The 25,773-nt window shown below is 56.5% G+C and carries 27 protein-coding genes; 8 read left to right on the top strand and 19 right to left on the bottom strand.

All coding sequences use genetic code 11. The features are described 5' to 3' along the window. Positions 1 to 6 precede the first annotated feature (6 nt). Complete coding sequence (locus V1572_RS10055; RefSeq protein WP_032649241.1) at positions 7 to 1,020, top strand: NAD-dependent epimerase/dehydratase family protein; 1,014 nt, start codon at positions 7 to 9, stop codon at positions 1,018 to 1,020. Positions 1,021 to 1,133: 113 nt separating this feature from the next. Here the strand turns inward: V1572_RS10055 and V1572_RS10050 are convergent, their stop codons facing one another. From V1572_RS10050 to V1572_RS09975, 16 genes are all read right to left on the bottom strand, one after another. After that, the gene (locus V1572_RS10050; RefSeq protein WP_395299923.1) at positions 1,134 to 2,945 is read right to left on the bottom strand and encodes a glycoside hydrolase family 19 protein; all 1,812 of its coding nucleotides are present in this window, start codon (positions 2,943 to 2,945) and stop codon (positions 1,134 to 1,136) included. A 150-nt stretch (positions 2,946 to 3,095) separates the two neighbouring features. Further along, positions 3,096 to 3,530 carry a type III secretion system invasion protein IagB gene (gene iagB / locus V1572_RS10045; protein WP_048027141.1) on the bottom strand — a complete coding sequence of 145 codons (435 nt, stop codon included), beginning with the start codon at positions 3,528 to 3,530 and terminating at the stop codon, positions 3,096 to 3,098. Between the two features lie 135 nt (positions 3,531 to 3,665). After that, positions 3,666 to 6,380 (bottom strand): glycosyl hydrolase family 18 protein, encoded by a 2,715-nt coding sequence (locus tag V1572_RS10040; protein WP_069719526.1) that lies wholly within the window; start codon positions 6,378 to 6,380, stop codon positions 3,666 to 3,668. A 258-nt stretch (positions 6,381 to 6,638) separates the two neighbouring features. Further along, positions 6,639 to 7,436 (bottom strand): prepilin peptidase, encoded by a 798-nt coding sequence (locus tag V1572_RS10035; RefSeq protein WP_111966995.1) that lies wholly within the window; start codon positions 7,434 to 7,436, stop codon positions 6,639 to 6,641. Further along, positions 7,433 to 7,918, bottom strand: a complete 486-nt coding sequence (gene gspM, locus V1572_RS10030; protein ID WP_045908415.1) for a type II secretion system protein GspM — start codon at positions 7,916 to 7,918, stop codon at positions 7,433 to 7,435. Before gspM ends, V1572_RS10035 begins: the two co-directional genes overlap by 4 nt. Then, positions 7,915 to 9,057 carry a type II secretion system protein GspL gene (gspL, locus tag V1572_RS10025; protein WP_196346056.1) on the bottom strand — a complete coding sequence of 381 codons (1,143 nt, stop codon included), beginning with the start codon at positions 9,055 to 9,057 and terminating at the stop codon, positions 7,915 to 7,917. Before gspL ends, gspM begins: the two co-directional genes overlap by 4 nt. A gap of 15 nt (positions 9,058 to 9,072) precedes the next feature. Further along, positions 9,073 to 10,083: a type II secretion system minor pseudopilin GspK gene (gspK, locus tag V1572_RS10020; RefSeq protein ID WP_069719529.1), complete on the bottom strand. Its 1,011-nt coding sequence runs from the start codon at positions 10,081 to 10,083 to the stop codon at positions 9,073 to 9,075. After that, positions 10,080 to 10,709, bottom strand: a complete 630-nt coding sequence (gene gspJ / locus V1572_RS10015) for a type II secretion system minor pseudopilin GspJ (RefSeq protein ID WP_069719530.1) — start codon at positions 10,707 to 10,709, stop codon at positions 10,080 to 10,082. The genes gspK and gspJ overlap by 4 nt, the downstream gene beginning before the upstream one ends. After that, positions 10,706 to 11,089, bottom strand: coding sequence for a type II secretion system minor pseudopilin GspI (gene gspI / locus V1572_RS10010; RefSeq protein ID WP_048222258.1), 384 nt, complete (start codon positions 11,087 to 11,089; stop codon positions 10,706 to 10,708). Before gspI ends, gspJ begins: the two co-directional genes overlap by 4 nt. After that, complete coding sequence (gene gspH / locus V1572_RS10005; protein ID WP_048027127.1) at positions 11,082 to 11,567, bottom strand: type II secretion system minor pseudopilin GspH; 486 nt, start codon at positions 11,565 to 11,567, stop codon at positions 11,082 to 11,084. The genes gspI and gspH overlap by 8 nt, the downstream gene beginning before the upstream one ends. Beyond that, complete coding sequence (gspG, locus tag V1572_RS10000) at positions 11,567 to 12,016, bottom strand: type II secretion system major pseudopilin GspG (RefSeq protein ID WP_008500018.1); 450 nt, start codon at positions 12,014 to 12,016, stop codon at positions 11,567 to 11,569. The genes gspH and gspG overlap by 1 nt, the downstream gene beginning before the upstream one ends. Positions 12,017 to 12,019: 3 nt before the next feature. Further along, a complete protein-coding gene (gene gspF / locus V1572_RS09995) occupies positions 12,020 to 13,228 on the bottom strand; it encodes a type II secretion system inner membrane protein GspF (protein ID WP_395299922.1) in 1,209 nt (402 codons plus the stop codon). Then, positions 13,228 to 14,706, bottom strand: a complete 1,479-nt coding sequence (gspE, locus tag V1572_RS09990; protein ID WP_048027124.1) for a type II secretion system ATPase GspE — start codon at positions 14,704 to 14,706, stop codon at positions 13,228 to 13,230. The genes gspF and gspE overlap by 1 nt, the downstream gene beginning before the upstream one ends. Positions 14,707 to 14,721: 15 nt before the next feature. Further along, positions 14,722 to 16,644, bottom strand: a complete 1,923-nt coding sequence (gene gspD / locus V1572_RS09985; protein ID WP_045908423.1) for a type II secretion system secretin GspD — start codon at positions 16,642 to 16,644, stop codon at positions 14,722 to 14,724. A gap of 13 nt (positions 16,645 to 16,657) precedes the next feature. Next, positions 16,658 to 17,389 carry a type II secretion system protein GspC gene (gene gspC / locus V1572_RS09980; RefSeq protein ID WP_048027121.1) on the bottom strand — a complete coding sequence of 244 codons (732 nt, stop codon included), beginning with the start codon at positions 17,387 to 17,389 and terminating at the stop codon, positions 16,658 to 16,660. Next, positions 17,340 to 17,669: a hypothetical protein gene (locus tag V1572_RS09975; RefSeq protein ID WP_395299921.1), complete on the bottom strand. Its 330-nt coding sequence runs from the start codon at positions 17,667 to 17,669 to the stop codon at positions 17,340 to 17,342. Before V1572_RS09975 ends, gspC begins: the two co-directional genes overlap by 50 nt. A gap of 21 nt (positions 17,670 to 17,690) precedes the next feature. Between V1572_RS09975 and V1572_RS09970 the strand changes: the two genes are divergently transcribed. After that, positions 17,691 to 19,256, top strand: a complete 1,566-nt coding sequence (locus tag V1572_RS09970; RefSeq protein ID WP_262790402.1) for an ExeA family protein — start codon at positions 17,691 to 17,693, stop codon at positions 19,254 to 19,256. After that, the gene (locus V1572_RS09965; RefSeq protein ID WP_069719538.1) at positions 19,256 to 19,888 is read left to right on the top strand and encodes a hypothetical protein; all 633 of its coding nucleotides are present in this window, start codon (positions 19,256 to 19,258) and stop codon (positions 19,886 to 19,888) included. The genes V1572_RS09970 and V1572_RS09965 overlap by 1 nt, the downstream gene beginning before the upstream one ends. Here V1572_RS09965 and V1572_RS09960 read toward each other — a convergent pair whose 3' ends face one another. From V1572_RS09960 to V1572_RS09950, 3 genes are all read right to left on the bottom strand, one after another. Next, positions 19,889 to 20,512, bottom strand: coding sequence for a helix-turn-helix domain-containing protein (locus V1572_RS09960; protein WP_045908427.1), 624 nt, complete (start codon positions 20,510 to 20,512; stop codon positions 19,889 to 19,891). It abuts the gene before it with no gap. 273 nt (positions 20,513 to 20,785) lie between these two features. Further along, the gene (locus V1572_RS09955; RefSeq protein ID WP_395299920.1) at positions 20,786 to 21,616 is read right to left on the bottom strand and encodes an N-acetylmuramoyl-L-alanine amidase; all 831 of its coding nucleotides are present in this window, start codon (positions 21,614 to 21,616) and stop codon (positions 20,786 to 20,788) included. Further along, a complete protein-coding gene (locus V1572_RS09950) occupies positions 21,613 to 21,936 on the bottom strand; it encodes a heavy metal-binding domain-containing protein (protein WP_023310944.1) in 324 nt (107 codons plus the stop codon). The genes V1572_RS09955 and V1572_RS09950 overlap by 4 nt, the downstream gene beginning before the upstream one ends. Positions 21,937 to 22,033: 97 nt before the next feature. Here V1572_RS09950 and V1572_RS09945 point away from each other — a divergent pair, with 97 nt between their 5' ends. The 5 genes from V1572_RS09945 (at position 22,034) to artM (ending at position 25,649) form a co-directional block, all read left to right on the top strand. Beyond that, a complete protein-coding gene (locus tag V1572_RS09945) occupies positions 22,034 to 22,552 on the top strand; it encodes a lipoprotein (protein WP_395299919.1) in 519 nt (172 codons plus the stop codon). A 226-nt stretch (positions 22,553 to 22,778) separates the two neighbouring features. Further along, positions 22,779 to 23,507: an arginine ABC transporter ATP-binding protein ArtP gene (gene artP / locus V1572_RS09940; protein WP_008500030.1), complete on the top strand. Its 729-nt coding sequence runs from the start codon at positions 22,779 to 22,781 to the stop codon at positions 23,505 to 23,507. A gap of 19 nt (positions 23,508 to 23,526) precedes the next feature. Then, complete coding sequence (gene artI / locus V1572_RS09935; RefSeq protein WP_008500032.1) at positions 23,527 to 24,258, top strand: arginine ABC transporter substrate-binding protein ArtI; 732 nt, start codon at positions 23,527 to 23,529, stop codon at positions 24,256 to 24,258. A gap of 6 nt (positions 24,259 to 24,264) precedes the next feature. Next, positions 24,265 to 24,981, top strand: a complete 717-nt coding sequence (artQ, locus tag V1572_RS09930) for an arginine ABC transporter permease ArtQ (protein ID WP_025756069.1) — start codon at positions 24,265 to 24,267, stop codon at positions 24,979 to 24,981. After that, positions 24,981 to 25,649, top strand: a complete 669-nt coding sequence (artM, locus tag V1572_RS09925; RefSeq protein WP_023310940.1) for an arginine ABC transporter permease ArtM — start codon at positions 24,981 to 24,983, stop codon at positions 25,647 to 25,649. Before artQ ends, artM begins: the two co-directional genes overlap by 1 nt. The last annotated feature ends 124 nt before the right edge of the window (positions 25,650 to 25,773 follow it).

The raw sequence follows: 25,773 nt of genomic DNA, 5'->3' as shown, positions 1-25,773 counted from the left end.
ATAGCTATGAAGGTACTGGTTACCGGGGCGACCAGCGGCTTAGGCCGAAATGCGGTCGAATTTCTGCGCAATAAAGGCATCAGCGTCAGGGCTACCGGTCGCAACGAAGCGATGGGTAAACTGCTGCAAAAAATGGGCGCAGAGTTCGTCCATGCCGACCTGACGGAGCTCGTCTCCTCGCAGGCGAAAGTGATGCTCGCCGGTATCGACACGCTATGGCACTGTTCCAGTTTTACCTCCCCGTGGGGGACCCAGGAAGCCTTCGATCTGGCCAACGTGCGGGCCACCCGCCGTCTGGGTGAATGGGCCGTTGCCTGGGGCGTGCGTAACTTTATTCATATCTCTTCACCGTCACTCTATTTCGACTATCACCACCATCGCGACGTGCAGGAAGATTTCCGCCCTGCCCGCTTTGCCTGTGAATTTGCCCGCAGCAAGGCGGCCAGCGAAGAGGTCATTGACCTGCTGGCGCAGTCAAACCCGCATACCCGCTTTACGGTCCTGCGTCCGCAGAGCCTGTTCGGGCCGCACGACAAGGTATTTATTCCCCGTCTGGCGCAGATGATGCACCACTACGGCAGCGTGCTGCTGCCGCGCGGCGGCGATGCGCTGGTGGATATGACCTATTACGAAAATGCCGTTCACGCCATGTGGCTGGCCAGCCAGCCGGACTGCGATAAGCTGATCTCCGGTCGCGCCTATAACATCACTAATGGCGAACCCTGCACGCTGCGCAGCATTGTGCAGCGGCTGATCGACGAGCTGCAGATCGACTGCCGTATCCGTTCTGTTCCCTATCCCATGCTGGATATGATTGCCCGCAGCATGGAGCGCTTTGGCAGTAAAACAGCCAAAGAGCCTGCGCTGACGCATTACGGCGTCTCTAAACTCAACTTTGACTTCACGCTGGATATTTCGCGGGCGGAGAATGAGCTGGGGTATAAACCGGTTGTTACGCTGGATGAAGGGATTATGCGCACGGCGGCGTGGTTACGGGATCACGGGAAGCTTCATCGCTAGCCTTTTTGCCCGGTGGCGGCTTCGCCTTACCGGGCCTACAACTGCTCCGTACTGCCCCCTCGCCCCATTAGCCTCATGTACGAAAACGGCAACCCGAGGGTTGCCGTTTGCTTTTACAGAGCTGTCCAGGCATCTGCCCACGCCAGGCCAGCGCCTGGTTCGTAGTATGCCGGAGAGTTGTTACACCAGCCGCTGTACGGGAACGGTTTGCACTGGAACAGTTTACCGTGGTTGTTCACGATATCACCTGCGTTGTACTTGCTGTTCGCGCTCCACGCGGCGTAAGAGCCGGAAGTGCCTTCGTCCTTAGACGTGGCTTTCGCTTTCACGTTCAGCAGGTAGGACGTGGTGCTGGTCAGTTCGCCATCGCTGACGGTCAGGCCGATTTCGTACTGCTGAGCCGTTGCAGACTCTGGTGCCTTGAAGGTCACCACCGCTTTGTCCTGACCGGTCACGGTCTGGCCATCCTGGGAACGCCAGGTGTAGGTCAGCTTGTTACCGTCGGCGTCTGTGGAGCCTTCCGCGCTCAGGGAAACCTGCGCACCCGCTTCAACTGCCCCGATTGGGCCCGCAATCTGCGCCACAGGAGCGTGATTCACGGTTGCCGGTTCAACAGGGGTGGTATCTTCCGCTGGCGTGGTATCCGCTGGCGGCTTGGTGTCTGCCGGAGTTTTGTCTTCGCCTGGGGTCACTGCCGAGCCGTCATCGTTAATGATGTTCACGTTATAGAACTTCTTAACGCAGTTGGTGTAGTCACCCTCTTTGAACGCGCTGAACGGCGTCTGGTAACCCACCAGCTGGCAGGAGTAGGTCTTACCGTCCGGCGTATCCGGACTCCATCCCCAGTCCTGCTCCCAGTAGATCTTCAGCGCGCCGGAGCCGCCTTCATCGAACTGCTTCATGTTGGCGCAGCCCAGCACTTCATTCGCCGGAACTGGCACTTTCAGGTAGTTCGCGAACTCTTTGTAGTACTTGATGCGGTTTTCAGACTGGGCAATCTCGGTCGGACCGCCGCACTCTACGCCACCGTTGATGATCTGGGTGGTCACGCCGAAGCCAGGAACCAGGCCGTTGGCTTTATCGTGATCGTTTGGCTGCCAGGTGCCATCGATAACCTGCAGCATGCTTGGTTTTGGCGGCTGCGGATAGGCGAAGAAGAAGATCGCACTCGCCAGGTTCAGCCAGGTATCCGCCACCAGCTCAGGCTTGTCGAGCAGGGTGCGGACGGTGCCAAACATCGCTTCCGAGAACGGACCGTAGTTGTAGTTGTAAGACAGCTGCTTCGCGCCGCGGCCAAAGTAGCTTACGAAGTCGCCGTCTTTGTCCTTACCGCATGGCCAGGTCTGCCCCTGCCAGATGTCAGGGTTACATTCGCCGTTATAGCCGCCTTTCTGGCCTTCAGTCCAGCCCATTTCACGAACGTGAACCAGGGCCTGACGCCATTCGGCTTCCGGACGCCAGCTTTCATGACCGCCGGTTTCCTGCGCAAAGTGGGCAAACATGGTCGCCAGCTCTTTGCGGCAAATGGCGTCGCTGTCGCGACCATCGTTATAGGTCTTACACAGTGCCGGGAATTTACCAACAGCCTTCAGGAAGTTACTGTAGGTGTAAGACTGAGCGCGCAGCGGGAAGAGATATTCCCAGTCGCTGGCCTTCACGATCCCTTCCACGCGCTTGACGTTGTCAGGGTTCGACGCACGACCTGGCTCAATCTGCTCAACGAGGCTGTTGTCCAGAGTCGCAATGGTGTCTTTCACCGAAACCATCAGCGGGAAATTGGTCAGCTCTTTTTCCTTTTTCGCCAGATCGCTGGCTTTCATGGTGTACGGCTCGCTGCTGGCCGCCTGCAGTGATGCAGCCTGCGCCATAAAGGGTGCAATGCATGCTCCCGCCACGAGAACGCTCAGTAATGTCCTTTTCGTCATTTCAAATAATCCTGTATTTAAGCAACTAGGGTGAGTACATTCCCGGCTTATGTATTACTCCCTTAATAAATAAGCCTGAGAGTGTGGTTCTTTTTCATTTTCTGAAGAACACCAAAAGGAATTCTTCAAAAAACAAAAATGACGCTATCGTTATTTACCCGACTTTATTTGCTGATACTTCGCCCACACTTTATGGGCATAACGCATGCGCTGCGGATAATTTTCTTTTTTCAACCCGGCGTTATAGGCGCCTACCGCTTCCCAGTTATAGCCATACACTTTTATCATCCCGGACAGGATGGACGCGCCGACCATAATGGAGGTACAGGGCTCAGTCATAAGCTGGTTCTCATCAATCCCCTGACGCTCTAACTCGCTGAAGTGCGAGCTATTAATCTGCATCAACCCGACGTCACGCGTGCCGTCGTGGTTCCAGCCTACCGCGTAGGGATTCATTCCGGATTCCACTTTGGCAATCGCATATAACAGCCACGGATCGACGTGATAATAATGTCCGGCGTTATCCCAACAGTTCGCAAATACGCTTTGACTAAACAGCAGTAAAAATAAAATCACGCGTTTCATGAGCACCTGCTCTTAAATACTGAACCTCTTCCTGCTCATAATTAGCGATCATTCTGAAGTGTTGGTCACACCCGAAGTGGGGTGTGACCAACCATTGCGGGTTGATATCATTCCCGCAATTCACGGTTCAGAAGGTTATTTGCAATCGGTTGATGCGCCTTCTTTCACCCATACGTCGCTGTTGGCCGGGTTATCACCCTGTGTCCACCATTTCGCGCGGTAAACGTTACCCTGGTAGGTCGTGGTTTCGCCGCCGTTGTATGCCAGGTCAGAGCGCCAGTTCATCTTCACGTTGCTTACCATTTCCCATGCGTCCACGCCGAAGTCAGGCTGGTTGCCCTGCGTCCAGTATTTCGCTTTCCACACCAGATGGTCGAAGCTGACGGTATCGCCCGTGTTGTAAATTTTGCTGGATTCCCACGCCGGATATTTGCTGGCGTTGGCGTCAACAGGCTTATCGCAGCTGCCGGTCGCCGTACCTTCATCAGACGGCGGGGTCACCTCGTCTGACGGTGGCGTCACTTCATCCGCAGGCGGGGTGACGTCTTCTGCCGGAGGCGTCACTTCGTCAGCCGGTTTTGGTGTGACCACGACCTGGACGTTGGACTGAACGCTGGTCTTGCCATCGCTCACCACCACGCTCAGGGTATAGGACGACTCAGAGCTCACCTCAGGCGCGGTGATGTTCACGTTCGCGCTATCGGTACCGGTCGCGTGCATATCAGCCGGTACGCTCCAGGCGTAGGTCAGCGCATCACCGTCTGGATCCGCCGCCTGCGCGTGCAGGGCATAGGTTTCGCCTGCCTGCAGGGTGACGTTCTGCATTGGGTTAATCACCGGCGCCTGGTTCGCTTTTGGCGCTTTGTTAACGACCTGAACATCAGCGGAGTTGCTCAGCCCCTTCGCGTCGGTCACGGTCAGTCGGAACGCCAGCGTCTGGTTGCTGGTGACGGCCGCCACGTTGAAGGAAGCCTTCGCTTTGGTGCTGTTGGTGAGGGTCACCGATGGGCCAGAGATCTGGGTCCATTTGTAGGTGATGGCATCACCGTCTGGATCGGTTGAAGCCGAACCGTCCAGGGTCACGGTAGCCGGACCGGTTACCGTCTGGTCAACCGCGGTGGCAACCGGCGCATGGTTGGTCACGACCGGATCAACTGGCGCAGAGCCGCCCATCAGGCTTTCGTTCATCGCGTTCAGGATGTCGCCGGTATCGGAGTCGATAGACCAGGCGAAGAGGCCGCCCAGGTTTTTCGACAGCACGTACTTCCCTTTTGCCGTGGTAGAGCGTGCATCTTCATAGGAGATCAGATCCCCCGTTGCCTTATTGAAGACGTACGGCGCTTCGGCAGTCGCATCGTAGCCGGATTCCCAGCCTGGCTTGCCTTTGTACTCGTTCATAATCTGACGATAGTCCACTACGCCCGGTTCCCAGGTGCCTTTCACCATGCCGGTTGCGGTACCGGTGAACGGATTGTCGCCGGTGTAGCCATGCACGCCAGTCCAGCCGCGGCCATACATTCCCGCACCCACCACGATCTTGCCTGGCTGTACGCCCTGAGCAAGCAGCGCGTCCACGCCGTTCTCGGTGGTGTAGTTCGTGTCCGGACGCCATGACGGCGCGCGCAGCGCGGCCTGGTGGCCCAGCTCGGTGTTGCTCCAGCCGCCGTAGAAGTCGTAGCTCATCAGGAAGATATGGTCGAGGTCGCGCTGAGCGGTGGTGTAATCCACGTCTTCGATCTTGTCGCGGCCTGCACCCACGGCGCTGGTCAGCTCATAGGTACGACCCGTCTGCGCGGAGAGCTCGTTCAGCATGGTACGCAGATCGTGAATCAGCGCCGTGTAGGTGGCTTTATCCTGCTGCGGGTTGCCTTTGGTTTCAGTCACGCCGCCGCCGCCCGGGAATTCCCAGTCGATGTCCACGCCGTCAAAGAATTTCCAGGTCTGCAGGAACTCCTTCACGGAGGCCACGAAGCGAGAGCGGATTGCCGGGTCGCCCATGTGGTAGAACGGGTCGGACAGGGTCCAGCCGCCGATGGATGGCAGCACTTTCAGGTCAGGATGCGCTTTTTTCAGCGCCATCAGCTGGCCAAAGTTCCCTTTGTACGGGTCGTCCCAGTCGGCGACGCCCGCCTGCGGTTTTTGCAGAGCAGCCCACGGGTCATGGATGGCCACGGTAAAGTCCGGACGTCCGGCGCAGTCGCGCTGCAGCACGGAGAAGCTGTTGCCGCCCTCAACGGTTTTCAGGCCGTCGTTAATGCCGTCGCCGCCACAGATTGGAATGAAGCCATAGAGGATGTGGTTAAGGTTTGCAGCCGGGATTTTATCAACCGGGAAGTTACGATCGTAAACGCCCCATTCAGGGAAGTACGCCGCAACCACTTTATCAGGATGTTTGGCGAACGTTTTGTTGTTCTCCTGCAGCGGTGCGTTCAGCGGCAGCAGATGGCTGCCGTCGGTGTCCGCCACGATGATCAGCTTGCTGGCGCTTTTGGTACAGCCGCTGGCGTTACAGGCTTCCACCTGTTCCTGATAACGTCCGCCTTTTTTCACCTTAAAGGTGGCTGAGCCGCTTGCACCGGCTGCACCGGTCCACACGGTTTGACCATCGAGCAGCACTTTTGCAGAGGTTGGCGCGTCGCCGCTCCACACGTTCCACTCGACTTTCACATCCACGCCGTCGTTATGCACCTTGACGAGGCTGTTGTAATCCTGCGCGGCCTGATCCACTTCCACCAGCGCAAATTTGTCATTGCCGTAGCCGATGGTCGGTGCACCTGGCGCAGCTGCGAATGCAGAACCGGTTGCCGCTGCAATAAAGAGCGCCAGATATTTAGGCTTAATAAATTTCATTTTTATTTCCTGATAAATTTATTCGTAAACGTAATTGACCCATGTCTTCCTTTAAAACATGGAATATTATTCACATAGTGCGTTTTTTAAATACGCAGACAGCCGTTACCCAAACCTTAAAGACGCGTTGTATTCCTCCATTAAAAGATACAAGCTAAAACTCCGTGTAGCTTATGCCTTTTACGATACACTGAGGATAAAAGATCGTCCTTCTCTTTCCCCGTCGAAAAAATTGATAAAAAAACTTGACCCGGTTATTTAATATGTGAGCGCAAATAACTGGCTGGTATAGAGTGCTATTCCAGCAAAAGCCAGATAAGGTCCGAAAGCGATGGTGAGGTTATTTTTATTTAATTTATTTAAAAGCAAATAACCCACGATGCCGCTTAATGCGGCAATTAATTCAATCTCAGGCAGCGCCTGCCAGCCGCACCAGGCGCCCAGCGCCGCCAGCAGCTTAAAATCGCCGTAGCCCAGCCCTTCCCGGCGGGTGAGCAGACGAAACGCCCAGTACACCAGCCAGAGCGAAAGATAGCCCGCCACCGCGCCCAGCAGCGCATCACGCAGGGGCAGTCCGTGGCTGAAGGCGTGGAACAGCAGCCCGGCCCACAGCAGCGGCTGCGTCAGGCAGTCGGGCAGCAGCTGGTGCTGTCTATCAATCATCGCCAGCGGCAGCAGAAAGGCCGCCAGCACCCACAGCGAGAAAAGGGATGCTAAGCCCGGTATCCACCAGGCGGTGACGCCAAAGAACAGCGCCATCACCAGTTCGAGTAAAAATAACCGCAGCGGAATCGCCGACTGACAGCAGCGGCAGCGTCCCCGCAGCGCCAGCCAGCTCAGCAGCGGGATATTCTCCCAGGCGCGCAGCGCATGCTGGCAGACGGGACAATGCGATGCCGGGAAAAGCAGGTTGCTGCGGCACGCCTCCTCCATCACCATCCCCGGCACGCGGTCCACCACGACGCCGAGAAAGCTCCCCAGGATCGCGCCGAGCACGCCGCTCATCGCGGCAAACCCGACGGGATAACTCTCCCTGATGAGCATCAGCCCGTTCATGCCACTTTTTTCCAGGTCAGCTGGATTTCGGCCTTCACGTCGCTCAGGTGATCCACCGGCGTGAGGTTTATTTTCTCCAGCCTGACACCGGAGGCGAGGTTCATCTCACGCAGCCAGTTTTTTAATTCATAGACGTTGACCCGGTTCACCACAAAGGCCAGGGTCTGACCGTCCTGGCGAATATCGGTCAAGGTCAGGTTAATTTCATGCGCACTATTCTCCACCACGCTGCGTGGATTATCGGTTTTCACCTGTAGCACCGGCAGATGGTTTTTATCAATTTCTGTTTTCATCCAGTTTACCGTTTCAGTTTGTCGCGCCAGCGTCGCCTGGCTATTTTTTATCATGTTATCCAGGGGTATTACCCCCGCGTAATAGATGACGGCGCCGAATAAGGCTCCCGCCGCTATTTTTAAAATGCGTTGTTCTCTGACGCTGTATTGTTGATAACGAGATTTAAGCTGTGCAATTCGCCCTTTCATTTATATTTCCCTGTAATCATGGCCGTATACGGCGCGTCCTTTGAAATAGGCTGTAACGTAAAATCAAAATTCGCGCTGGCCTGATGAATGAAGTCCTGTAACGCCTGCTCGTTTTGCGCACTCACGCTTAACGTCAGGCCCCCCTGCGTGTCGTCATATTCAAGCAGCGTAATTTCCATTGACGGAACGGACTGACGGATTTTTTCCAGCTCGTCCATCTGCAAAAAAATGCCCTTAGGCTGCTTCTTGATGTTCTGCCCGAAGTGGTACTTGATGTTGGTCTGCTGGCGCATGCTAGGAAAATGGTGCTGATAGAGCTGGACCATCTCCTGCTGGACCTGATTTTCCTGATCGACCAGCATCCACGCCAGGGCGATGCGGGGGCCGAGCAGCAGGCCCAGAGAGAGAAGCCCCATCGCCGCGACGGCGGCCTTCATCCCTTTCGCCGCCCTCGCGCTGGTCGCCTTCGCGCTGAACGCACCGTGCAGCAGGTTGACGCGGCACGCCTGCCACTGGGGCTGGATCAGCACCAGTGGATGTTCACCCGCCAGCGGTTCGTCAACGTCAACGCCCGGCGGGATCTCCCCGTAGCAACGCACCTCGCCGTCTCCGGCTTTTTGCATCAGCAGCGGCAAGAGGCCCGCCTCAACGTTACAGGCGGTATGCGGGGATAAGCGCAGCCAGTAGTTCTCCTCCTGCGCGACCAGCGTGCTTCCGCCCGCCGTCACCGGCAGCAGCCAGGCGTCCGGCAGGGCCTGAATCACCTTCAGGCCCGCCTCGTGAAAGCGGGTCAGCCACTGCTGCAGGCGGGCGGTATCTATCGCCACGGCGTCCACCTCGGCGCCTTTTTTGTTCAGCACCGTCCAGTGGAGATCGTCCACCTCGCCGATCAGGGTCTCCTCCGCCATCCACGAGAAGGCGGTCGCCTGCGACGCGACTTTCTTCGGCAGCGTAAAGTGGCGGAAGATCATCTCGCTGGCGGGCAGCAGCAGACAGACGCGCGCGGCCAGCGGATGATCGGCAAGGGTATGCAGCGCCTGCGGGGTGTCCAGGGTTGTAACCTGTTCGCTTCCCGACTCACACCACATGATTTTCCCGTCCTCACGGCTGTCGGGACGAACAAAAAGGACCTGTTTCATAGCGTTCTACTTTTCTTATTCAATCATTCGGTAACGACGTTGCCACGTCACAATTTCACCGGCTTCGTTATTCACCTGAAGCTGGCTCACCACGCGAAGCGTTAACTCATCGGTATTGCCGGTATAGTTGACGCGGAAATACCGGCTGTTGATGGAGAGAACCTCAGCCACCTGCGGGAGATCGTCCTTAAGCTGCGGGAAGGCCTGTTCCAGCGCTTTGCTGAAGACTTCCATACTTTCCCAGCCGGTCTCCGGCCGCGACGCAATCAGGCGAACGGCATCGTCCGCGGTCAGTTTTCCCGGGAACAGGGCTGCCAGTAAGGGAGCCTGCTCCGGCGTCAGGGTATTGACATCCACCTTGCTGGCGGAGTCCGGCAGCGCGCATAACAGCTTGCTCACCTTCGGGTACGCCGCAGCAGGAAACGCCGGCAGCAGCTTTATCTCGGCAAGGGTGCGCATCATCTGATTCGCTGGCTGACGCGCCGGCACCACGCCAGCCCAGGCGTCCGTCTCCGCGCCCTCTTTCACCGTTGTGGTGTCGCCGTCGAGATAATCCATCAGTTGCTGATAGACCTCTTCCGCCGTCGTCTGGCTGACGCCGCCGTCCGTCAGGATCTGCTCGACAATCTTCTCTTTTCGCGGCTTTTCCGGCACGGCTGACGCAGTTTGATCCTGAGCCACTTTGTCTGCGGCCAGCAGGTTATTGACGTTGAAGCAGTCCTGCGCGTCCTCGACCTGACTGACCACCGTATAGTCTTCACCCTGCGTCTCCAGCGGCTGGTGCCAGTCGCCCTCCGGGTCGAGCGGTTTGCTCTCGCCGCTGGCGTCGCTCTGCAGGCGATCTTTCACCACCTTTTCCTGCGCCTGCATTGCCCAGCGCAGCTGCTGCTGGCTCATCTGATAGTGGGTTTTCTGCAAATTACGGCAGAACTGCTGGCTGATTTTGGCCGCCAGGGCCGACATCATGACCAACAGGATCAGCACAACCAGCAGGGCAACGCCGCGTTGTTGATGTATCCGGCTCATGGCTTCACGTCCGGCGCAGGCGCAGGTTGCGGGGCGGGTGCATTTTCAGCCGCTGGTGCCGCCGCTTCCGGCATGTCTCCCGGCGTGGTAAACACCCAGCGCCAGGTCTCACCATTTTCCATGGTCAGCGTGAGCTCCACGCCGTCTGGCAGATGGGCGGACTCACCCCAGCTTTTTTGCCAGCCCTGGCGATAAAACCGCCACTGCATCGATTTCACCTCGCTGACAATCGGCACTTCATCGGGTTTGACGTCTGCCGGGCTGTCAATCACCGGCCAGACGTCGCGATACAGGCGCCCCTCTTCCAGCCGCCAGCGCACGCGCTCCAGCTGGACCGTGCCGCTCACGCCGTTCAGCGTGGTGAATTCAACCGCATCACCATCCTGCAAAAACAGATCCGGCTCGTTGCGCGGCGCCCGCGCCTGCAGCTGGAAAAAATCGCGCTCCATCAGGCTCCAGGCACGCTGAAGCTGGTTGAGCTTTGCCGCACTGGCATCCGTGGCTGAACTGGTGCGCATCGCGCCGTCCAGAATTTGCCAGGCCAGGGTGCTGATGACCGCGAAAATGGTCAGCGCAATCATGATCTCCAGCAGGGTAAAACCGCGCTGGCGTCGGATCGTCTTCACTTGCTCTCTTCTCCCGGCCCGATAATCTGAAGCGAAATGACCGGCTGGCTTTCATCACCTTCGGCGTAAACGCGGATGGCATTGGCCCAGCCGCTATTGGCGGTTTTCACCCGCTGCTTGTGCCAGTACCAGCTGCGTCCCCCCATAATTTCCGTCCCCTGCTCCTCGGCATCGGGAAAATCGGCTTTACCAAGCTGGGCTTCTGCCAGCTGATTTTCCGCAACCCAGCTGGCCTGCAGCGTTTCGGCCAGCCCGTGGGTGAAGCGTACGTTCAGGGAGACGGAATTCATCAGCGCCAGCGCGGCGGTGGAGAAAATGACCAGTGCCACCATCACCTCCAGGAGCGTCATCCCGTTTTGCTTAACCTTGCCTTTAGTCATCGTTTTCTACCGATACCGGGGCAGCGCCCTGCGACACCACGCGGAAGTGATGCTGTTTGTCGTAACTTTGCAGCGTCAGCGTAAAACGGCCAATCTCGCCGTCCGGCAGAAAGAGGATCTGGGGGTCGGCCTCGACGGTCGCCGCCAGACGCTGAGGCGAAAGCGATACGTGCATCTCTTCCGGGAAATCGCCCTTCGTGGTAATACGGCCTGCGGATAATGGCACCCAGCGACGTTCGCCGTTTTTATCGTCGAGCGTGACCAGCTGATAGTTATCGGTAGTGATGACCAGCCCGACAATATTTCCGTCCATTACCGCGCGGTCTGAACCATAATCAACGAGGGCTTTTAATTGCTGACCAAATATATCCGCACCGCTGCGTGAGGGTATTGTTGATACAACCATCATGGCGCAGCTGGCAAATATCACCAGCGCCAGAATAATTTCCAGCAACGTAAAGCCGCGTTGACGCTTCATTATTTCTCTTTCTTATCCAGAGACCAGTTCGTAATATCGTCTGCGGTATTGGCTTCGCCATCAGGACCGGCAGAGAAGACGTCTACGGCGCCGTGTTCACCCGGGCTGACGAGCAGATAATCGTTGCCCCACGGGTCCTGCGGCAGGCGGCGAATATAGCCGTCGGCGCGGTAGCCGTTGGGAATGGGCGCGATCTCAGGTTTGGTCACCAGCGCCTGCAGGCCCTGCTCGGTGGTCGGGTAGCGGTGGTTATCGAGCTTATACATATCCAGCGAGCCTTCGAGCGCAACAATATCGCTGGTCGCCTTTTGCGCGTCCGCTTTTTCTTTATTACCCATTAAATTTGGCACCACCATACTCGCTAAAACGCCGAGAATAACGATCACCACCATTAATTCGAGCAAGGTGAACCCCGCCTGGCGAGCCAGACGTTTTGTTTTTATAGCCATGATTTAACCTACCATATTATTAAGTTGCAGAAGCGGCTGTAATATTGACAGCACGATGAATAAAACAATCGTCGCCATGGAGACCACCAGCGCCGGTTCAAATACCGACAGCGTTAACGTAATACGATGCTGTAGCGCCGACTCCTGGTTTTCCGCCGCGCGGTCCATTAAGTTGCCTAATTCGCCGCTCTCTTCACCGGAGGCAATCATGTACAGCATGGTGGGCGGGAATAATTTCGCCTGCTCCAGCGCGGCATAGAGCGATGCCCCCTGGCGCACGGTATCCGCCGCCTGCTCCAGCACCTGCCGGGCGTAGAGGTTTTCGATACCGTCCATCGCGATATACATCCCTTCGAGCAGCGGCACGCTGCTCGCCTGCAGGATGCTGAGCGTGCGAATATAGCGGGCGCTGTTGATGGCGCACACCAGCTTTTTAATCGGCGAGCCATTCACCAGCCAGTTGTGCCAGCGAAAGCGGTTTTTAGCGTTTCTGAGCCAGGTCTTAAAGCCGATAACCCCACCGGTCAGGATCCCGACAATATAGATGCCGTACGCCTGCAGGAAATCGCTCACCGCAATCAGCGTGCGGGTGGTGATCGGCAACTGCTGCTTCATGTGGGTGAACTGCTCGATCACCTGCGGCACCACCGCCACCAGCAAAATGCTAATGACCGCGATGGCCACCACCGTCAGGGTGATCGGGTAGACCATCGCCTGCGTCAGCTTGCTCTTCATCTTCTGGCGCTGCTCGTTGTACTCCGCCAGCTTCTCCAGCACGTCGCCGAGGTGGCCGGTTTTTTCACCGGCCATCACCAGCGTGCAGTAGAGCTTGTCGAAGGTGCGCGGGAACTGGCTGAAGGCGTCGAACAGCGTATGCCCTTCCACCACCTTCTCGCGGATCTCCACCACCATCGCCGCCAGCTTTTTGTCCTCCGTCTGCTTCGAGATCGCCTTCAGCGCGCTCTCCAGCGGCAGTGCGGCGTTGACCAGCGTGGAGAGCTGACGGGTAAACATCGACAGCACCGGCGTGGAGAGCTTCGCCCCGGTTTTCGCTTTCCCGGACGCCGCCGCCTCGCGCGTTTCGGAGATGCTGACGGGCATCAGCTTTTGCTCACGTAACGTCTGGCGAACCTGCTTTTGCCCTTCGGCCTGCAGTGTGCCGCGTCGGGTTTTGCCCGCCGCATCCGTTGCCGTCCATGCGTAGAGGGCCATTACTCATCCCCTCCACGCTCGGCGGTGACGCGCATCACCTCTTCCAGAGAGGTGACGCCGCTGATCACCTTCAGCAGCCCGTTTTCGCGCAGGCTATAGGCCTGCTTAAAGAGCTGCGTTTCGATGGACATCTCATCTTTATCTTCATGGATGGCGCGACGCATGGCGGTGTCCACCACCAGGAATTCATGAATACCCGCACGTCCCTGATAGCCGCTCTGGCGGCAATGCTCGCAGCCCACCGCGCGATAGATCGCTTTCGGCGGCGTCTCCATGAAGCTGAACAGCGCTTTTTCATTGGCGTCCAGCGGACTGGTGGTGCGGCAGTGCGTACACAGCCGACGCACCAGACGCTGGGCAATGACACCGAGCAACGATGAACCGATTAAAAACGACTCCAGCCCCATATCCCGCAGACGGGTGATGGCACCGGCGGCGCTGTTGGTGTGCAGCGTAGACATGACCAGGTGACCGGTGAGCGAGGCCTGCACCGCAATTTGCGCGGTTTCGCCGTCGCGAATCTCCCCGATCATCACCACGTCCGGGTCCTGACGCAGGATGGCGCGCAGCCCGCGGGCAAAGGTCATGTCCACGCGCGGGTTCACCTGGGTCTGCCCCACCCCTTCCAGCTCGTATTCAATCGGGTCTTCGACGGTCAGAATGTTGCGTTCATGGCCGTTCAGCGCCGAGAGAATGGCGTACAGGGTGGTACTTTTCCCGGAGCCCGTGGGCCCGGTGACCAGGATGATGCCGTGCGGGCGGTCAATCAGCCCTTTTAACTTCTCCAGCTCTTCATCAATCAGGCCCAGCTTGTTGATGTCGGGCTTGAGGTTACTTTTATCGAGCAGGCGCATCACCACGCGCTCGCCGTACTGGGACGGAATGGTCGAGACGCGCACGTCGATGGCCTTGCGGCCAATGCGCAGGGAGATACGACCATCCTGCGGCAGACGTTTTTCGGCGATGTCGAGTTTTGACATGACCTTGATGCGCGACACCAGCAGCGGCGCGAGCTTGCGCGCAGGCTGGAGAACCGGGCGCAGGACGCCGTCAACGCGGAAGCGAATGCTCAGCGTCCGTTCGAATGTTTCAATGTGGATATCCGACGCGCCGTCCTTCACCGCCTCGCCGAGAATGGCGTTGATCAGGCGGATCACCGGCGAGTTTTCGTCGTTATCGAGCAGATCTTCGTTATCCGGGATCTCCTCGGTTAACGCCATCAGGTCGATATCCGCGTCCATATCGTCCACCAGCTGCTGGGAGACGCCGCTGCTCTGCTGCCAGATTTTGGCCAGCATCTCCTCAAAGGCCTCAGGGGCGAGGATCGTCGGCTCGAAGGGGCGTCCCAGTACCCGGCGCATCTCCAGCAGGGCAAACGCGGGAGCATCCTCGCGAATGTAGACGTCGTTGTTGTAAAACAGGACGCCGTTATCCTTTGCGTAACTGCTGCTGCAGAGCGTTTTACTAAGTTCATCCACGTTGCGCCCTCCGCCTTAGTTTTTAAACGGATTGCGCGACGTGCTGGCGCGGGTCGTGGCCGGCGCGGCGCTGGCCGACGGGAAGGCTGGCAGCACCGCGCTGTCGGACGGTTCAATAATACCAAGCTTCTTCTCCTCCACGCGCTGCTGCTGGCGGGCGCGGATCTGGTCATATTTCTCTTTCGACGCCGCGCTGAAGTTATCGTCGTCGCGCAGGACGGTGGTATGGATAAACACCATCAGATTGCGCTTCGAGGTATCCTGCGAGGTGTAGCGGAACAGCTGACCAACCAGCGGGATATCGCCGAGCAGCGGCACTTTGGAAACCGACTGCTTGGTGACGTTTTCCATCAGGCCGCCAAGCACCACCGTCTGGCCGCTGTGTACCATCACTTCGTTGTTGATGGTGCGGGTGTTGAAGGTTGGGCCGAGGCTGGCGTCCTCCGTCGCGCTGTTGTCGACGCTGGAGACTTCCTGCTCAATCTTCAGGTGGATCATGTCGCCATCGTTGATCTGCGGCACAATTTTCAGCTTGGTACCGACCGTCTTACGCTCAACGGAGTTAAAGACGTTGTCGCCGCTGGTAGTCTGCGAGCCGGAGAGCACCGGCACATCCTGCCCGACGTTGAACGACGCTTCTTTGTTATCCAGCGTGACCACGCTTGGGGTGGAGAGAATGTCGTTCTTGCCGTCGGTGGAGAGCGCGGTCATCAGGGCACCGAAGTCGCCGTTAAAGAAGCCGGTCGCCAGGCCAGTGAAGCTCGCCCCCTTCATGGTGCCGTTTTTAATCTGGCTGATAGGCAGGCCGGTTGAGCCGAACTGTACGCCGCCGTGCTTGCTGGTCCACTGCACGCCGAGATCCAGGCCGTTACCGTCCTGCACTTCCGCGATGATGGCTTCCACCAGCACCTGTGGACGACGGATGTCGAGCTTGTCGATCACCTTCTCCAGAGAGTTCATCACGTTAGGCTGGGCGGTAATCACCAGCGAGTTGGTTGCCTCGTCGGCGGTAATGTTCAGATCGCTGGACGCAGGCGCGGCTTTCGACTTCGGCGCGCCCGCCTTATCCTTCAGCTGCTCGCCAATGCCGGTCAGGACCGGAACCACCTTGGTGGCGCTGGCATACTTGAGATAGAAGACGCGGGTATTCCCCTCGTTATTTTGCTCGCGATCCAGCTGATGGATCAGGGAGCGGGTACGCATGCGCGCGTCTTCCGAGCCGCTGATCACCAGGCTGTTGGTTTCGTCATCTGCCACCACTTTGGTGGCCAGCTGCGGCGCGTTCTGCCCCTTCTGCTCTTCATTGTTGAGGTTGTTCAACATGTCGGAGAGCTCTTTAGCGGACGCAAAGCGCAGCGGCACAATCTCGCGGCGCTGAATACCGTCTTTGTCCACGCGTTGAACCAGATCCACCAGGCGATTGACCACCGAGGCTTTACCGGTCAACAGCAGCACGTTGGACGGCTCGAAGTGCACCACGTTCCCGATGCCGGTGGCATCGTTGAGCTGGCGCAGCAGCGGGGCCAGCTCGCGCACCGGCACGTTTTCCATGCGCACGACGCGGGTGATGATTTCGTCGCCTTTGCCCGGATTTTTACCGTCGGCCAGCGGCGCACCGGCGGTGCGGGCAATGCTTGAGCGCACCACCTTGACCATGCCGTTATCCATCGGGATCACCGACAGGCCGTACAGGTCCAGCACGCTCAGGAAGAACTGGTAATACTCATCTTCCGTCAGAACGTTATAGGTTCTGACCGACACCGTGCCCTGAACGGACGGATCGACCAGAATGGTTTTGTTCAGATTGCGGCCTACCGTATCAATAAACTCGCGGATATCGGTATTTTTAAAGCTGGCGCTAAAGTTAGCTGCAAGCAGCGAACTGGAATATAACGACAATGCGGTCAGCGCCACGCACGCCCAAGGAAATTTCTTCATGTCTGTACACTTGTTAATTGTTTAGAACATTGACCCGAATATTTTCAAGGTGAGCGTGACGTCTGACGACGACCTCCGCTTCTTTCATTTTCGACCAGTTGGCAATAATATTTTTTGCCTTTGCTGCATCGGTCATATCGACAGAATTGACTTTTACCGCCACATCGCCTTTTTCCAGCCCGGAATGGCTGTAGAAGGCAGAGGCATTCCTTGGATTAATGTTGTAGCCTTCCAGTTGGCCCTTTTCGATAAGTGGTTTTAACACCAGATAATCATCCAGATGCACGCTTTCCGCACCTGCATCTTTCGTCGATTTGGTTACCGGACCGCTGTCTACGCCGCCCTTAAAATAATCAGGTTTATTTAACGCCAGTACCTGCGTAGCACCTTCGTAATTAACCACCACATTGTCTTTGTTAATTTCCTGAATAAAGGCATCGTTAAAACCGGTCAGCGCCTCGCCTTCGCGATAGCTCTTCTGTCCCCCCGGCGTTTTGATCACGGCGAAGGAGAGCCAGGCATCGTCGCTGCGGACGATCCCCTCAATTTCGGCGGCGAGCGGGGCTTTCGCGGCCGCAGGCAGGCTATCCTGACGCACGGCGGCGGTGAAAAGTGAAAAAGCCTTTTCTTCCTGACGTCTTTTTTGCGGTTTCGCCGCTGCGTTCGCCAGCTTATTCGTCACTTTTTTATAATCTTTAAAAATGACGTAGCCTTGCTGACCGCAAAAAATCAGCAATACAAACATAATACAGGGCGTTATCCACCGTGAAAGAAGTGAGAACCTCATTATTCATCTGGCCTTTAGCAAAGCGAAAATAAGCAGCATCATGCTGCGCCAATATGTGGCATAAATAGTAATTAGCGGCCTGAAAATCGACCACCTGCTTCGCCGTTAACTTTGATAAAGAAAAAGATTGACCGTCAAAAAGAGCGGTGTTAGAGGTAGCCAACAGGTTATTTTTACCCTGTCCGTAAATTGACCATGATGCAGCCTTGCCGTACTTTTCCGGACCATTGCTATTCATGTCCAGAGACGGTAAGTCGCTATGTATCAGAGTCATTTTAAATTTAATCACCCGCCTTTTCGAAAAATCACCCGCGCCTCGGGCGATTTCTTCGTGCCGTATCATCAGGATATTTTCAACCTGCTGAAAGAGAAAACCCAACAGGCGGGGATTATTGGGCTCTTTGCTGACGATGCCCCGCTGCTGGGCCAGTTCAGCGACGCCCTGAAATCCACTTCCCCTGGCGTTATTGCTATCAATGCGTTTCCAAAACTGAGTGCCAGTAGCCTGCTGTATAAACTCAACCCGGGAACGAAAGAGAGCAAAAACCGCCTTCAGGCGGTGGATACCATCCTGCACCAGTGGCAGGGAGGGAAAAGCAGGACGAAAGTGCTGGTGATTAGCCATACCGATGCCATGAAAGAGACCTGTCGGGAGGTGCTGGCTCTGCTGCTGACGCGTGCGCAGGAGCTGGAGTTTCGCCTGTCCGTCGTGCTGATGGGGCCAGCGGATCGGGATACCGCGCTGATGCAGCAGCCTGAACTGCGTGAATATGCGCATACCTGTCACATCCTGCGTCCCCTTACCTGCCGGGAGTTTCTCAGCTACGTTCAGGCGCAGTGTGAAGCGCACGGGTGTGAGCACGCGCCGTTAACCCCTGCGCGGGTGCGTAAAATGCATGCCCTGACCAAAGGGAATATCAGCAAGCTGAACGAGCTGGCGCACCTGTCGATGCTTGCCGCCTGGACCGAACGTGCAGCCCAGGTCAGCCCGCGTCATTTGCGCCTGGCGGCAGGTGAGATCCTGCCCGCGAAAAAACACGGTAAGCGCCTGGCTACCGTGGGCTTATTCGCCTCCGTGCTGTTCGCCGCCTGCGGCTGGTATTTGACCTCTTCGATCGGTGCAAGACTTCCGATTCAACTGCCGGTGCCTGCCAGCTGGAAACAGCAGACGCCAAAAGTCCAGGCGCCGGTGGTGCCGGTTATCGATAACGAGGTGGTTAACCAGCCGGATGCGATGCACCAGCTCTATCTGATGTGGGGGTATGACGCCTCGGCGGAGGATGCCCTGTGCCAGAACGCCGCGAAGGTGAACCTGATGTGTAAGCAGGGGAATGCTTCCCCGGATGCGCTGGCACAGGAAGGGTATCCGTGGGTGAGTGAACTGAAAACCGGCAACCACCTTAACTATGCCGTGGTCGCCCGCGTCGGGGATAACTCGCTTGACCTGCTGATGAACAACCGCACCTGGCAGGTAAGCCGTCACTGGTTTAACCAGCATGCCACCGGCAACTATACCCAGCTCCACCGCCTGACGCCGGAAGGCAAAGACGCCATCAGCGCCGCCAGCGACGGCAAAGAGCTGGCCTGGCTTGACCAGCAGCTGAGCCAGGCCCTTGCCGAACCGGTAACCCACGCGCAAACCTGGACGGCGGAGATGATGAAACGCACCCGCGAGTTCCAGCAAAAAATGCATCTGCGCGTCGACGGCATTCCCGGGGAAGATACGCTGATGCAGTTAATGCGTGACACCAACACCACGCCGAGCGTGCTGCTTCAGACCACCCACGCCGCGCCGGACGCGAAAACGCAGGAGAAGCATTCCTAATGTCTACCATCTGTCTTGCGGCTCAGCGCAGCTACGTTTCCGGGGAAGCGGTCTGGTTTTCGTACCGCATGCCCAGCCTGAGAAAGATCGTTTCTAACGCCTTGTTAGGAATAGTAAGCCTCTGCGTCATGCTGATGGCGGGGCTGTACGCCCACGTTTACTGGCAACTGCGCCACCCTGCGCCGGAGCCGGTAAAAAAAGTGCACGTGGCGAAGCCTGAAACGCAGCTTTCCGACATGCACTACGTGTATGTGAGTAAGCCGTTCCCGCATCCGCACCCGAAACCCGCGCCGGTGCAGGCCGACGTCCCTGCCATGCAGGATCTGCCGATTAACAGCGACGACGCCGACTGGCAGCAGGCGCCGGACGGCACGGTGCCGCATGATACCTCGCGGGATACCCTCCCCGGCACGCAAGCGCACGACGATGCAGCCCCCGCCCGCACGGACGGTGACGACGGTTCATTAACCGAGCTGTTTAAGCAGGCGTTAAAAGAACAGGAGCAGGATTATTCGCAAGGCAAAATACCCGCGCCGCCGGTTGACGAAACGCAGGATAATGCTCAGGCCAGCACATTACATAAAGAAAATGCCCGGTCTCCGTTAAGTGAAAAAGGAGACCGGCTGGAATAGTTAATATTTTTCAGGCAGGTTGGTGATGTTAAGGAGTCGACCCTTTTCCACCACAATATATTGACCTTTTTTCAGGTCGGAGAGAATTTTGATAATGGTGCTGCGTGCCAGGTTGGTGTATTCCTGAATATAATCATAAACGTTGATATCGCGTTGATGATGGACAATCAGTTCATTAATCTCCAGCAAAAACTCGCGCACAACAGAATAGGCGCTGCGGGCGACCAGCACGTCATCACGCTTGCTCAGCATGCAGATATACCAGGCCAGCACTTTGGTAAGCTCAGGCCATAAGCCTTTCTCCGTCATAAGCTGAGAAAAGGCGTCTTTAGGAATCGAACGCACCACGGTATTCGAGCGGACCAGGCCATACATATGGGATGAATGATAAAAAATGGAAGAGAGTCCAAACACGCACTGCCCCTGCAGGGTGAACATACAGAGCTCGTCGGATTCGCGGCGAAATTCCACTTCACCGCTGACGATAACATGAATAAATTCATTGTCGACGGTGGTAATTTTTTGCCATTTCTTTAACGTTTTTTCTTCATATCCTTCTGTTGCGGAAATAATGTTTTCCATTTCATGATGCGGACGCAATTTTCTGCCGTAAATGCTTAACATTGTTATACCCGAATTAAGATGTTAATTTTAGATAAAAAGGGGCCACGGTGGAACCACCGAACTATTCGTATAATCCTGATAAAAACTTCTGGAAGAAGTGAAATAAGAGCAATAAGCAGGTGTTATTTTTTGTTATTACTTAGCAAGCTATACGTCTATCTTAAATGAGGGTATTTTTAAGTCAATTAACTAAAAATGAATTGAGAATGTACTTAAGATTAATCTCATAGAAAATAAGGTAATATGACCTGGTCAGGGGGCAGTCCTGAAGGACTACCCCTGCCCGTATTTCTCTAAAAGCGCCTCGGCGATGGCCAGGGTTTCTACGTCAGCCACACCGTTCCACAGCGCGGGGCGGAAGTGCATCTGAAACGCGCAGATCACCCTCTTCTGCTGCTGTTCCGTGGCGTTGTCCGGCACCTCATAGCCATAGCGCTTCAGCACATCGAGCAGCGCCTCTCGTTCGACCTCCTGATAGCGCGGCCGTCCATTGATATAGAACGCCACGCGGGCAGGATCGGGCCAGGCACCTATCCCCTGCTGAGCCAGCTGCTGCCACGGAAACAGCGGACCGGGATCGTCTTTACGCTGCGGGGCGATATCCGAATGGGCCACCACATTTTCAGGTCTGATGTTGTAGCGGGTAATAATGTCTTTGGCGAGCGGCACCAGCGCCGCAATCTGCGCAGGCGCAAACGGAGTAAACGTTTTCACGCCGTCGCGCATTTGCCAGCCGCGGTTCTCGAGCTCAATGCCGACAGAGGTATCGTTGATGCGATTCGTGCCGCGCCAGAAGCTGATACCCGCATGCCAGGCCAGCTCGCTCTCGGGAACCAGCTGCCAGATGCGCGGCTTGCCGTCCGCCGCCGGGGGGCTGGCAGGGATCAAATAGTGAGAGCTGACGTTTTTATCCGTCAGCGTGGCCAGCGAGCTGTCAAAATCATCCGCGGTGTAGTGGATCACCAGCACCTTGATGCGCGGGTAAGCCGCCTGCGCCTGATGACGCGTATCCAGCTCGTAGGCACCTTTATCAACAATCCCCTTTTCCGTGACGCATCCTGCCAGCAGCAGCGCCAGCAGGAGGGTGGCAAACAAACGCGTCATCGCAGGGTTTTCACCGCCGTACCGCTTACGCTCACCATCAGCATGCTGGCATCTTTACCGACCGTTTCGTAGTCGATATCAATCCCCACGACCGCATCCGCGCCGAGGGCTTCCGCCTGCTCGCCGAGCTCTTTGAAGGCGATTTCGCGGGCTTTGCGCAGCTCTTTTTCGTATGCACCCGAGCGGCCACCCACGATATCGCGGATACCGGCAAAAAAGTCACGGAAGATATTGGCGCCGAGAATCGCTTCGCCGGTGACCACGCCGCAGTACTCGGTAATTGTCTGCCCTTCCAGGGTTGGCGTTGTTGAAAACTGCATGGTTTCTCTCCTTCTTTAGCGTTCAATGCCTTAGGCACAGCATTATCGGTTCGTTACGCTATGATTGAAAGGATAGTTAATAAATAAGGAAATCAACATGCGCTATTCAGCTTTAACACTTTTGGTGCCCTGCGCGCTGGTGCTCAGCGCCTGTACCACCACGGTCACGCCTGCCTTTAAGGATATTGGTACCCGCAGCGGCCCCTGCATTGAGGGCGGCCCGGACACCGTGGCGCAGCAGTTCTATGATTATCGCATCCAGCACCGCAGCAACGATCTCACCGGCCTGCGCCCGTATCTGAGCGATGGTCTGGCAAAACTGCTTAATGATGCCACCCGCGATCCGCAGCACAACGCGCTGCTGAAATCCGATCCGTTCTCCAGTCGCACCACGGTACCGGACAGCGCCGAAGTGGCCAGCGCGTCAACCATCCCGAACACGGATGCCCGTAATATTCCACTGCGCGTGAAGCTGACGCAGGGCACCCAAACCTGGCAGGACGAAGTGCTGATGATCCGTGAAGGACAGTGCTGGGCGGTGGACGACGTACGCTACGTGGGCGGCAGCGTTCATGCCCCGGCAGGCACGCTTCGCCAGTCGATTGAGAACCGCTGATTCATCAATGATAAAAATGTTACCCCCGTAAAATGTCCGGCATTTCTTGCGGAATGCCGACATTTATACTCGTCGACCTTGCCGTTCGCTATTTTGTGCTATGTTTAAGAGTAAATACGGGTTATATTTAACTTTTAACGCAGAAATATTGCATAACTATTCTGTCAACGGTACTATCTGCGGCCTCAATTGCTATAGATTGCCTGGATGAGTAAAGACTGCCCCGATGAGTATTAAACTAAACGGCATTAACTGCTTCTACGGCGCACACCAGGCGCTGTTTGACATCACGCTAAACTGCCCGGAAGGCGAAACGCTGGTTTTGCTTGGCCCAAGCGGTGCAGGTAAAAGCTCCCTTCTGCGTGTTCTTAATCTGCTTGAGATGCCCCGTTCAGGTACGCTGGCGATTGCCGGTAACCATTTTGATTTCGCGAAGACGCCGTCTGATAAGGCGATTCGCGAACTGCGTCAAAACGTCGGCATGGTCTTCCAGCAATACAATCTCTGGCCGCACCTGACCGTGCTGCAGAACCTGATTGAAGCCCCGTGCCGCGTGCTGGGGTTAAGCAAGGATCAGGCGATTGCGCGTGCCGAAAAGCTGCTGGAGCGTCTGCGCCTTAAGCCCTACAGCGACCGCTACCCGCTGCACCTGTCCGGTGGTCAGCAGCAGCGCGTGGCCATTGCCCGTGCGCTGATGATGGAACCCGCGGTGCTGCTGTTTGATGAACCGACGGCGGCGCTGGATCCGGAAATCACCGCCCAGATCGTGAGCATCATTCGCGAGCTGGCGGAAACCAACATTACGCAGGTTATCGTCACCCACGAAGTGGAAGTGGCGCGCAAAACCGCCAGCCGTGTGGTCTACATGGAAAATGGGTATATCGTTGAGCAAGGTGATGCGAGCTGCTTCGCTAACCCGCAAACCGATGCCTTCAAAAACTATTTATCTCATTGATTGTGTCAGGGGAAATATAATGAAAAAAGTATTACTTGCCGTGCTGCTTGCTGGCGTTACCCTTTCTGCTACCGCAGCCCAGACCATTCGTTTCGCAACGGAAGCCTCTTACCCTCCGTTTGAGTCCATTGATGCGAATAACAAAATTGTGGGCTTCGACGTGGACCTGGCTAACGCCCTGTGTAAAGAGATCGATGCAACCTGTACCTTCAGCAACCAGGCGTTCGACAGCTTGATCCCAAGCCTGAAGTTCCGCCGTATCGACGCCGTGATGGCCGGTATGGACATCACCCCCGAGCGTGAAAAGCAGGTGCTGTTCACTACCCCTTACTACGACAACTCCGCCCTGTTCATTGGTCAGAAAGGTAAATTCACCTCTGTCGATCAGCTGAAAGGCAAAAAAGTGGGCGTGCAGAACGGCACCACGCACCAGAAATTCATCATGGATAAGCATCCGGAAATCACCACCGTTCCGTATGACAGCTACCAGAACGCGAAGCTGGATCTGCAAAATGGCCGTATCGACGGCGTATTTGGTGATACCGCGGTGGTGACCGAGTGGCTGAAAGCCAACGACAAGCTGGCGCCAGTGGGCGACAAAGTGACCGATAAGGATTACTTCGGTACCGGTCTGGGGATTGCCGTTCGTCAGGGCAACACTGAGCTGCAGCAGAAATTCAACGCTGCGCTGGAAAAAGTGAAGAAAGACGGCACCTACGAAACCATCTACAAAAAATGGTTCCAGAAGTAATTCCTGATGAATGAAATTTTTCCTTTAGCAAGCGCCGCCGGGATGACCGTCGGCCTTGCCGTTTGCGCACTGATTATCGGCCTCGTGCTGGCGATGTTCTTTGCGGTGTGGGAATCCGCGAAATGGTTCCCCGTCGCCTGGACAGGCTCCGCGCTGGTCACCGTGCTGCGTGGGCTACCGGAAATTCTGGTGGTCCTGTTTATCTATTTCGGCTCCTCACAGCTGCTGCTCACGCTGTCGGACGGCTTCACCCTTAATCTCGGCTTTGCGCAGATCCCGGTGCAGATGCAGATTGAAAATTTCGACGTCAGCCCGTTCCTGTGCGGCGTGATTGCCCTCTCCCTGCTCTACTCCGCGTACGCGTCGCAAACCCTGCGCGGTGCGCTGAAAGCCGTGCCGCAGGGACAATGGGAATCGGGTCAGGCGTTAGGGTTATCGAAATCCGCCATCTTTTTCCGTCTGGTGATGCCGCAGATGTGGCGCCATGCCCTGCCGGGGCTCGGCAACCAGTGGCTGGTGCTGCTGAAAGATACCGCGCTGGTGAGCCTGATTAGCGTTAACGATTTGATGCTGCAAACCAAAAGCATCGCCACCCGTACCCAGGAGCCGTTTACCTGGTACATTGTGGCGGCGGCGATCTACCTGGTGATCACGTTGCTCAGTCAGTACATCCTCAAGCGTATTGACCTGCGAGCGACGCGCTTTGAACGGAGACCAGGCTGATGCTTGAATACTTTCCCGAGTTGATGAAAGGGCTGCACACCAGCCTGACGCTGACCGTGGCGTCCATTATCGTGGCGCTGATCCTGGCGCTCATCTTCACCATCATCCTGACGCTGAAAACGCCGGTGCTGGTGTGGATTGTGCGCGGGTACATCACCCTGTTTACCGGTACGCCGCTGCTGGTGCAGATCTTCCTGATTTACTACGGCCCGGGCCAGTTCCCGTCGCTGCAGGAGTATCCGGTTATCTGGCATCTGCTTTCTGAGCCGTGGCTGTGTGCCCTGATTGCCCTTTCGCTGAACAGCGCGGCCTATACCACCCAGCTGTTCTACGGGGCGATCCGCGCCATCCCGGAAGGCCAGTGGCAGTCCTGCGGGGCGCTGGGCATGAGCAAGAAAGACACGCTGGCAATCCTGCTGCCGTACGCCTTTAAGCGCGCGCTCTCCTCCTATTCCAACGAAGTGGTGCTGGTGTTCAAAAGCACCTCGCTGGCCTACACCATCACCCTGATGGAAGTGATGGGACACGGACAGCTGCTGTATGGACGCACCTATGACGTGATGGTGTTCGGCGCGGCGGGCGTGGTGTATCTGGTGGTGAACGGTCTGCTGACGCTGATGATGCGCCTGATTGAGCGTAAAGCGCTGGCGTTTGAGCGCAGAAATTAACCACGCGAATGCATAAAACGGTATTCATGGAGCGGGTAACCTGATGGGTTATCCGCTTTTTTTTGTGATTAAAATAATACTTAATCATTTTTATTGCATATAAATTCATTAACTGGCATTGTAC

Origin of the sequence: Enterobacter quasiroggenkampii (assembly GCF_043972695.1) — a bacterium.
In the GTDB taxonomy this organism is placed as follows: domain Bacteria; phylum Pseudomonadota; class Gammaproteobacteria; order Enterobacterales; family Enterobacteriaceae; genus Enterobacter; species Enterobacter quasiroggenkampii.
The sequence above is the reverse complement of the archived record's forward strand: the minus strand, read 5'-3'. Positions and strand labels throughout refer to the sequence as shown.

Excerpts from the sequence above, each read along its gene's own strand:
- V1572_RS10055 (WP_032649241.1), top strand. The coding sequence starts at position 7 with ATGAAGGTACTGGTTACCGGGGCGACCAGCGGCTTAGGCCGAAATGCG.
- V1572_RS10050 (WP_395299923.1), bottom strand. The coding sequence starts at position 2,945 with ATGACGAAAAGGACATTACTGAGCGTTCTCGTGGCGGGAGCATGCATT.
- iagB (WP_048027141.1), bottom strand. The coding sequence starts at position 3,530 with ATGAAACGCGTGATTTTATTTTTACTGCTGTTTAGTCAAAGCGTATTT.
- V1572_RS10040 (WP_069719526.1), bottom strand. The coding sequence starts at position 6,380 with ATGAAATTTATTAAGCCTAAATATCTGGCGCTCTTTATTGCAGCGGCA.
- V1572_RS10035 (WP_111966995.1), bottom strand. The coding sequence starts at position 7,436 with ATGAACGGGCTGATGCTCATCAGGGAGAGTTATCCCGTCGGGTTTGCC.
- gspM (WP_045908415.1), bottom strand. The coding sequence starts at position 7,918 with ATGAAAGGGCGAATTGCACAGCTTAAATCTCGTTATCAACAATACAGC.
- gspL (WP_196346056.1), bottom strand. The coding sequence starts at position 9,057 with ATGAAACAGGTCCTTTTTGTTCGTCCCGACAGCCGTGAGGACGGGAAA.
- gspK (WP_069719529.1), bottom strand. The coding sequence starts at position 10,083 with ATGAGCCGGATACATCAACAACGCGGCGTTGCCCTGCTGGTTGTGCTG.
- gspI (WP_048222258.1), bottom strand. The coding sequence starts at position 11,089 with ATGACTAAAGGCAAGGTTAAGCAAAACGGGATGACGCTCCTGGAGGTG.
- gspH (WP_048027127.1), bottom strand. The coding sequence starts at position 11,567 with ATGAAGCGTCAACGCGGCTTTACGTTGCTGGAAATTATTCTGGCGCTG.
- gspG (WP_008500018.1), bottom strand. The coding sequence starts at position 12,016 with ATGGCTATAAAAACAAAACGTCTGGCTCGCCAGGCGGGGTTCACCTTG.
- gspF (WP_395299922.1), bottom strand. The coding sequence starts at position 13,228 with ATGGCCCTCTACGCATGGACGGCAACGGATGCGGCGGGCAAAACCCGA.
- gspD (WP_045908423.1), bottom strand. The coding sequence starts at position 16,644 with ATGAAGAAATTTCCTTGGGCGTGCGTGGCGCTGACCGCATTGTCGTTA.
- gspC (WP_048027121.1), bottom strand. The coding sequence starts at position 17,389 with ATGTTTGTATTGCTGATTTTTTGCGGTCAGCAAGGCTACGTCATTTTT.
- V1572_RS09975 (WP_395299921.1), bottom strand. The coding sequence starts at position 17,669 with ATGAATAGCAATGGTCCGGAAAAGTACGGCAAGGCTGCATCATGGTCA.
- V1572_RS09970 (WP_262790402.1), top strand. The coding sequence starts at position 17,691 with ATGTATCAGAGTCATTTTAAATTTAATCACCCGCCTTTTCGAAAAATC.
- V1572_RS09965 (WP_069719538.1), top strand. The coding sequence starts at position 19,256 with ATGTCTACCATCTGTCTTGCGGCTCAGCGCAGCTACGTTTCCGGGGAA.
- V1572_RS09960 (WP_045908427.1), bottom strand. The coding sequence starts at position 20,512 with ATGTTAAGCATTTACGGCAGAAAATTGCGTCCGCATCATGAAATGGAA.
- V1572_RS09955 (WP_395299920.1), bottom strand. The coding sequence starts at position 21,616 with ATGACGCGTTTGTTTGCCACCCTCCTGCTGGCGCTGCTGCTGGCAGGA.
- V1572_RS09950 (WP_023310944.1), bottom strand. The coding sequence starts at position 21,936 with ATGCAGTTTTCAACAACGCCAACCCTGGAAGGGCAGACAATTACCGAG.
- V1572_RS09945 (WP_395299919.1), top strand. The coding sequence starts at position 22,034 with ATGCGCTATTCAGCTTTAACACTTTTGGTGCCCTGCGCGCTGGTGCTC.
- artP (WP_008500030.1), top strand. The coding sequence starts at position 22,779 with ATGAGTATTAAACTAAACGGCATTAACTGCTTCTACGGCGCACACCAG.
- artI (WP_008500032.1), top strand. The coding sequence starts at position 23,527 with ATGAAAAAAGTATTACTTGCCGTGCTGCTTGCTGGCGTTACCCTTTCT.
- artQ (WP_025756069.1), top strand. The coding sequence starts at position 24,265 with ATGAATGAAATTTTTCCTTTAGCAAGCGCCGCCGGGATGACCGTCGGC.
- artM (WP_023310940.1), top strand. The coding sequence starts at position 24,981 with ATGCTTGAATACTTTCCCGAGTTGATGAAAGGGCTGCACACCAGCCTG.